General features: G+C 50.8%; 1 protein-coding gene and 1 pseudogene. Both read left to right on the top strand.

What is annotated here, in order from left to right; translation table 11 throughout:
• Positions 1-211, top strand: a pseudogene (locus BN587_RS01740) (B12-binding domain-containing radical SAM protein); the annotation flags it as partial.
• Entirely contained in the window at positions 211-918 is a 708-nt protein-coding gene (locus BN587_RS01735; RefSeq protein ID WP_021719426.1) for a TIGR03936 family radical SAM-associated protein, read from the top strand. The pseudogene BN587_RS01740 and the gene BN587_RS01735, both read left to right, overlap by 1 nt.
• Positions 919-999 lie beyond the last annotated feature (81 nt).

The raw sequence follows: 999 nt of genomic DNA, 5'->3' as shown, positions 1-999 counted from the left end.
CGGTGAGAACGAAGCTTTCCCGTGGGAGCATATCTCTCCGGGTGTCAGCCGCCGCTTTCTGTGGAACGAATGGCGTAAGGCTTATGCTCAGCAGCTTACACACGACTGCCGTCGCGCAAGCTGTACCGGCTGTGGCGTTTGCCAGGCATTGGGCGTAAAAATCGTTGATTATAAAGATGAGTATCAAAATAATGGGGAGGTACAGGCATAATGAAACTGCGTATGCAAATTACCAAGGATAAGGACATCCGCTTTATCTCCCATCTGGAATATGTGCGCACCATCGGCCGTGCTATCCGCCGTGCCAAGCTGCCTGCTGCCTATTCTGAAGGCTTTAATCCGCATTTGAAATTCAGTCTGGCTTCTGCGCTGGGCGTAGGTGTAGTAAGCTATACCGAGTTCGTAGAAATCGAGCTTGCCGAGCCGATGGAGGTAGAAAAGGCTGCGTTGGCGCTTGATGCTGCCTTGCCGCGCGGTATCCGCGTGCTGGCTGCCGATGCTGTTGATACGCATCACGCTGCCCTGATGAGTCAGGCGGCAGGTGCAAGCTATCGCGTAACGCTGCCTTATAGCAAAGACGTGAGCGTTGCTGTTGCGGAGTTCAATGCTGCACCGGAGCTGCTGTTCAAAAAAGCTGCACCTAAGACGAAGGCTAAGTTCAAGGACATTGACGTTAAGTTTTACATTCCGCAGCTTACTGCAGAGCAGACCGAAACAGAAACAATCTTCAGCTTTGACTGCAAGATTACGCCGACCGGCAGCATGAAGGCAGTAGATTTACTGAATGCGCTGAATGAGCAGTATGGTTTGGCGCTGCCTGTTGAGATGGCCGATATTGAGCGTCTCAGACTGTACCGTAATAATAAAAACGGCAAGCCTATTCCGATGCTGAACAGTGATGCCGTAACCTTAGGCTGATTTTAGCTTAAGGCTGTAAAAATAAAAAAGAGCAAAGCTTGCTCAGAGCTTTGCTGATTAGAAAACCCCGTGGCGACTGCC

Origin of the sequence: Phascolarctobacterium succinatutens CAG:287 (assembly GCF_000434895.1) — a bacterium.
In the GTDB taxonomy this organism is placed as follows: domain Bacteria; phylum Bacillota; class Negativicutes; order Acidaminococcales; family Acidaminococcaceae; genus Phascolarctobacterium_A; species Phascolarctobacterium_A succinatutens_A.
Note: the sequence above shows the minus strand (reverse complement) of the source record. Positions and strands in the feature narration are given on the sequence as shown.